Origin of the sequence: Microcoleus sp. MON2_D5, assembly GCF_036701905.1 — a bacterium.
Taxonomy (GTDB): Bacteria; Cyanobacteriota; Cyanobacteriia; order Cyanobacteriales; family Microcoleaceae; genus Microcoleus.
In genome coordinates this window covers 33776-39958 of record NZ_JAUBRM010000015.1, presented here as the reverse complement: position 1 = coordinate 39958, position 6183 = coordinate 33776, and the positions used below count along the sequence as shown (strand labels likewise).

Annotated in this window: 5 protein-coding genes; 2 read left to right on the top strand and 3 right to left on the bottom strand. The window is 44.8% G+C overall.

From position 1 onward, the window contains the following. Nucleotides 1–102: 102 nt before the first annotated feature. Entirely contained in the window at nucleotides 103–1896 is a 1794-nt protein-coding gene (locus tag QUA47_RS07695) for a metallophosphoesterase (protein ID WP_333430307.1), read from the bottom strand. Between the two features lie 302 nt (nucleotides 1897–2198). Here QUA47_RS07695 and QUA47_RS07690 point away from each other — a divergent pair, with 302 nt between their 5' ends. Further along, on the top strand, nucleotides 2199–3176 hold the full coding sequence (locus tag QUA47_RS07690; protein ID WP_333430306.1) for an acetamidase/formamidase family protein: 978 nt from the start codon (nucleotides 2199–2201) through the stop codon (nucleotides 3174–3176). A gap of 159 nt (nucleotides 3177–3335) precedes the next feature. Next, on the top strand, nucleotides 3336–3620 hold the full coding sequence (locus tag QUA47_RS07685; protein WP_006630949.1) for a hypothetical protein: 285 nt from the start codon (nucleotides 3336–3338) through the stop codon (nucleotides 3618–3620). A 252-nt stretch (nucleotides 3621–3872) separates the two neighbouring features. On the opposite strand, the gene galT is transcribed toward QUA47_RS07685, so the two are convergent. Then, nucleotides 3873–4895, bottom strand: coding sequence for a galactose-1-phosphate uridylyltransferase (gene galT, locus QUA47_RS07680; RefSeq protein ID WP_333430305.1), 1023 nt, complete (start codon nucleotides 4893–4895; stop codon nucleotides 3873–3875). Between the two features lie 246 nt (nucleotides 4896–5141). Next, nucleotides 5142–6183 (bottom strand): WD40 repeat domain-containing protein (locus QUA47_RS07675; RefSeq protein WP_333430304.1); only part of this gene is annotated, 1042 nt, incomplete at its 5' end.

Genomic DNA, 6183 nt, shown 5'->3' with positions numbered 1-6183 from the left:
CTTGTGGAACGGGCATCTTGCCCGTTGCTAAACAGGTAATTGAGAATAGTGCAACATCTCAGTTGACTCAGATATCTGTAGGGACACGGAAAAGCCGTTTCCTTACCCGTCGCACTTAAACTCATCAAACTTCACCACTTCCGACTCCGGTTTCCGCGTATCAAAATAGTAGCTACTCACAACACCACTACCCGTATCAAAAATAGTAAAAGCCGTAATATCGTTGCTATCAATATACGGCAGCGGCCGCCCGTCTTCTCCCAACAAAGGCGCAACAGTCGGCACCACAGGTTCCAATCCGTTCGGGTCTCCAATAGCGGTGTAATCTTCCCGATATCCCGGCGGCACAAATCGGCGCTTTTCCCCCGCAAAAGCACCGTAACTGTTACCAACATTAGAAGTCTCCAAAAAGTGCATTCCGCTGGAACTGACAAATCGATTCCACAAGTGCGAATGTCCGTAAAATACCAACTGCACGCCCGCTGTTTCTAGTAGCGGCACTACATCTCGAATCAGAGAATCTTGCTGTTTCGGATACTCGTAACGCACCATTTTAATCTCGCCATTCTCAGCGCGATCGACTATTTGCACTGGGTCAGTATAAGCAGGTACAATATTGTCGCCCAGAGAATGCGGCGGGTGGTGAAACATCACAATTTTATATTTTGCCTGCTGGAATTCCGCACTTTTTAACTCTTGTTGCAGCCAATTATATTGAGCGCTGCCCTTGACAATAGGCTCAAAAATATGCTGTCCGTATCCCCACTTTTCGGGATTACTAAAATCTTCGTCCCGTTCGCGATACCTGCCTCTCGCACCCGGATCTAAATTCGGAGTCCGCCAAATATTCGTAACATACAAAGTAACTAACCGCACGTCCCCAAAAGTCACAGCATAATAATTTTTGTCACCAGGTAAATTGAAAATTTCGTCATAGGTATCGCTATTAAAACTATTGTTTTTCAGCCAGATTTGCCGCACTGAAGAGTCATTATTGGGATTCACAGATGCAGCACGTTGAGCGTATATTTTCTCGGCAGCGGCGCGGGGGAAAGGATCATTAAATTGGTCACTGAGTGTGCTGTTGGTTGCAAAGCGACCCATGATTTCGTGATTGCCAATGGCGGGGAATAAAGGCGCGTGTTGGATCAGTTCGCCGCCGCTGTAAACGGTTTTGATGCCGTTTTTGTCGAGTTCGGAAAATGCGCGACCTTGCAGAGAGGGAAAAAAGGCGCGGCCTCGGTAGTCGTCAAACCATTCAGAAGCGCGATCGGGTATATTAATTAAATCCCCTGCCATAAAAACCGCGTCAACTCTCCCAATTGTTTCGGCTACTTTCTGGAGATTTGCTGCTGTCATAGGCATCAATTGATGGTCGGAAGTGAGGAGGATTTTGAGCGCAATTCCTGCTGCTGGTGTCGGAGAAAGAGTGAAAACTTTGCTGCTGACAGATGCGCCGTCTTCTCTTTCGCTAGTTACTAGATAAGGAATGCGAACACCCGACCTTAAATTGGGCACTTCTGCTTCGTGGCGCCAGATGTCGCGGACAATTGGATTAGTTTCAATTATGCTTTGTTTGATTTCATCGGAAATGTGAGAGTCTTTGTCTTCGCGAGTGCGGCTCAGCTTGGTAGTATTTGCCGTCACAGTTTGATTCAAATTTTCGCCGTAAGCAACAGTGTTGCGAGTACCGGCAAACTCGGTAAACCAGACAACTCGCACCGAGTTTACTGTTGGGAGTTGCAAAAACGGATCGGTTAAAAGCTGAGGTTGATTAAGGTAAGATTGCATCATGAAACCTAGCAGTAGGACAATCAAAATCAAAACAGCAAAAAACCAGGGATTGCGGGGCAAATCTCTAGAATTTTTTAATTGATCGGGCAATGGTGTCAACATTAGTCATTAGTTATTAGTCATTAGTCTGAAGAAAAAATAGCCATCGATTTTAGATTCTCGACTAGAAATTTTAAACTACCCAAGTTATCAAAAAGTTAAGAAATTAGTAAAATATCTCACATCTAACAAACTTCAACCATTTTTTCACCTCTTCTTATCTCTCAATTCTCTTTCTCTGCGCCCTCTGCGCCCTCTGCGGTTCATTAAAAAAAATCTTTGTCAAAAATGCTTGAGACTTGCGATATAACATTCTTAACACCCTTCCTTCAATCTAAAATCTAAAATCTAAAATCTAAAATCCCATGACTCGCCACCTTCTCAAGGCTAACTGCAACACCGTACACTTGGGCGGTTTCTCTCCGAATATCGAACCTGCTTTAAGGGTGGATTCGGGCGATCGCATCGACATCGAAACCTATTCAGGATATTATGTTGCTGACAAAGCCCCGCCGGAATTTCTGACGCCGGAATTTTTAGATATTTGTCAGAATTTGCCTCCCCACCGCAAAGTTGGCCCCGGGCCCCACTTGTTGACAGGTCCGATTTATGTTAACAATGCCGAACCGGGAGACGTTTTAGAAATTCACATTGAGGATGTTTACCCGAGTTTACCAGTCGGATTTAATGCAATTCGCGCCGGGTGGGGAGCTTTACCGGAGTATTTCTCCGAACCTAAATTGCGGTTTATTCGGCTAGATTTAGAGCAAAAAATTGCTGAATTTCCCGCAGGTAGCGGCATTCGGATTCCCCTGCATCCTTTTTTTTGCATTATCGGCGTTGCCAATGCAGAAATCAACCGTTCTTCTATTCCTCCAGAGCGCTACGGCGGCAATATGGACAATCAGGAACTCCAAGCAGGAACGCGGTTATTTTTACCTGTTTTTCTGCGTGGCGGTTTACTGTCCATCGGCGACGGACATTCGGCACAAGGAGATGGTGAAGTTGACGGTACTGCCATTGAAACTTCGATGAAGGGAACTCTTCAAATCATCTTACGCAAGGATTTTATTCTGATATTTCCGTTTGCAGAAACGCCCACTCATATTGTGATTATGGGATTCGGTAGAACATTAGATGAAGCGTTTGAGATGGCGGTAAAACAGACGATTTATTGGCTCCAAACTTTTGCGGGTTTCAAAGAAGAAGATGCTTATGTTTTGTGTTCCATTGCCGTAAATTTTCGGATTACGCAGGCTGTCAACAATCCTCAGAAAGGAGTTCACGGAATGATGCCAAAGTGTATTTTGCCGGAGATAAAAATTCTTGGCCACCGAGTTTGATGTAGTATGATAACACGCGATCGACAAAAAACTTAAGATCGCGATCGCACAAACTACACAAATTTGTCACTGCTGTGGTCGATCGGGATCGCGATTCTGTTGACAATTAAGCTTAAAATGGGATAATAAGTTACCAGTTCTACCTAAATCGAACTCAACATGAAAAACCAGACTGACGATGTTGCCAAAAAAGATTTAGTCGATCGAGCTTTTGGGAGTGCAGAAATACCAGATCCGACAGCGTGGGTGCACGAACATTATTTTCTGGCTAATTTCGCTCATACTCTGGCCCACATCCAAGAACATATGTCTGAAGACAGTTGCGAAATCGGCGAGAATGGTGATTCGGGCGAGGAAATATTATCGATCGATGCCAAAATTAGAGATATGTTGAGAGCTACTTTTAGCGACGACGGCTGGCAGTATGTCGAAAGTTTATTGTGAGTTTGGTACAAGGCCTAAGTATTTGTACCTTCATAAGTTGAGCTCGTAAATGATACCAGTTTCACAAAAGAATGCAACTGTAGACGGGTGATCTAAACCCTTAGATCATTCGTTATCCCCAATTTTTTAATCTCAAATATTAAATCTCAAATAATCTCACTTCTCCCCCAAGACAGACTCGCAAATCAGAGTGGCTGCGTGCATTTCCACTACAATTTGATGTAAATTTGACGTATTGTGATGTAGGATACTTTAGATGGGGGGGGAATTACTGTCGCTAGGAATGTCGATCGATCGCAAAAACGCCGCACTTTCTTCGGGCAAAGCAGTATTGATAAACATCCCGCTGCCCAACTCAAACCCAGCTTGCTTGGTGACTCTGGGAATAATTGCAATATACCAGTGAAAGTATTTTGTTGCCCGTTGGGCGATCGGCACCGATCGAATATTATAGTTGTAATCGGGATTGTTCAATCCGTAATAAAACTTAGCCAGTACAGTTTTCAAAGTATCAGCAAGATCCGTAATTTCCGCATCAGTAATTTCATCAAACGAAGAGGAATGGCGGCGCGGAAAAATCCAAGTGTGAAACGGTGAAAGTGCAGCGTAAGGGATAAAAGCCACAAAATGTTCACTCTCACAAATCACTCTTTCCTTCGCCGCTAATTCATCTTCCAAAGTGCGGCAAAACAGACATTCTCCCGTGTCATCAAAATATCTAATAGCTTCGTCGATGCGACTGCGAAATTGGCTGGGTACTACGGGTGTCGCTGCTATCTGCGAGTGGGGGTGTTCGAGAGAAGTTCCGGCAGTTTCCCCGTGATTTTTGAAGATAATAATTGTTTCAATGTGGGGATTTTTTCTAATTTCTACATAGCGCTGGCGGTATACTAAAAGTATGTTTGCAACTTCTTCCACACTCAACAAAGCTGTCGTCAAATCGTGTCGCGGGTGTTCGACAATTACTTCGTGAACGCCGATTCCCGCCATCGTGCGGTGAATTCCCGATGAGATCCTCATCCATTCTGCTGTGGGGGAGAGGGCGGGATATTTGTTATAAATTGCCCTGACTTTCCAGTCAGCGCGATCGCCCAAACGGCAAGTTTCTAAGGTTGCGTCTTCTTCATTTCCCACGCAAAACGGGCAATCGGCACGGTGCGGTGGCACTACTGCTGCCCACTTTTTTTTGTTGGCGAATTGATCCGGTCTTGTCGCCCGTTCGGTGGCGATGATTACCCAATCTCTGGTAATTAGATTTTGTCTAAGTTCAGACATTTTCTTACCTTCAGTTTCCGGGTCAATTTGTCTCTTATTTTAGATACATGATTTGTGATTTGTCATCGCTTTTTTGTAAAATCTTAATAAATCTTGACTTTTAAATTTCCGGCTTGTAGTCTGCTAGATACCCGAATTATTCAATAATTCTGGTGTCTAAAGTGGGTAAAGCTAATAGCAGTTTGAACAAGTGAAAAAGAATCGTAAAATCGTTGCTAAATTCAAATCATCCGCGTGGATCAGCGGTTAAATTTTCTCACCAAGCCATTCCCTCCCCCTCGCCAACAACTCGTCCAAACTTTCGATCTGCCAAAAGCGCACCTTTCCATCCTGCGAACCAGTTATCAAAAACTTCCCGTCCCGACTAAAACAAATACTATAAATCGGACTTGTTAACTCCCCAAAATCTGCCTCACCTTTGAGCAAATTGCCCTTATAGCCGCTAAAGTTTGCAAGTAAACTCCCCTGCAAGTCCCACAATTTGGCGGTGCCGTCATATGAGGCAGTGGCGATCGCATCCTCTGTGGGGCTAAAACAGACACTTGTTAGCCAGTCATTATGTCCGGTGAATGTTACCAAGCAGTTGCCTTGCAAGTCCCACAATTTGGCTGTGCCGTCAATTGAGGCAGTAGCGATCCTATCTCCTGTGGGGCTAAAACTGACACTTGTTACCCCGTCATTATGTCCGGTGAATGTTACCAAGCAGTTGCCTTGCAAGTCCCACAATTTCGCAGTGTTGTCAGATGAGGCAGTAGCGATCCTATCTCCTGTGGGGCTAAAACTGACACTTGTTACCCAGTCATTATGTCCGGTGAATGTTACCAAGCAGTTGCCTTGCAAGTCCCACAATTTGGCAGTTTTGTCATATGAGGCAGTAGCGATCACCTCTCCATTCGGACTAAAACAGACACTCCATACCGCATAATTATGTCCGGTGAATGTTACCAAGCAGTTGCCCTGCAAGTCCCACAATTTGGCCGTGCCATTATTTGAGGCAGTAGCGATCGCATCTCCTGTGGGGCTAAAACAGACACTTGTTACCCGGTCATTATGTCCGGTGAATGTTACCTTGCAGTTGCCCTGCAAGTCCCACAATTTCACAGTGTTGTCAGATGAGGCAGTAGCGATCCTATCTCCTGTGGGGCTAAAACTGACACTTGTTACCGAGTTATTATGTCCGGTGAATGTTACCAAGCAGTTGCCTTGCAAGTCCCACAATTTCACAGTGTTGTCAGATGAGGCAGTAGCGATCCTATCTCCTGTGGGGCTAAAACTGACACTTGTTACC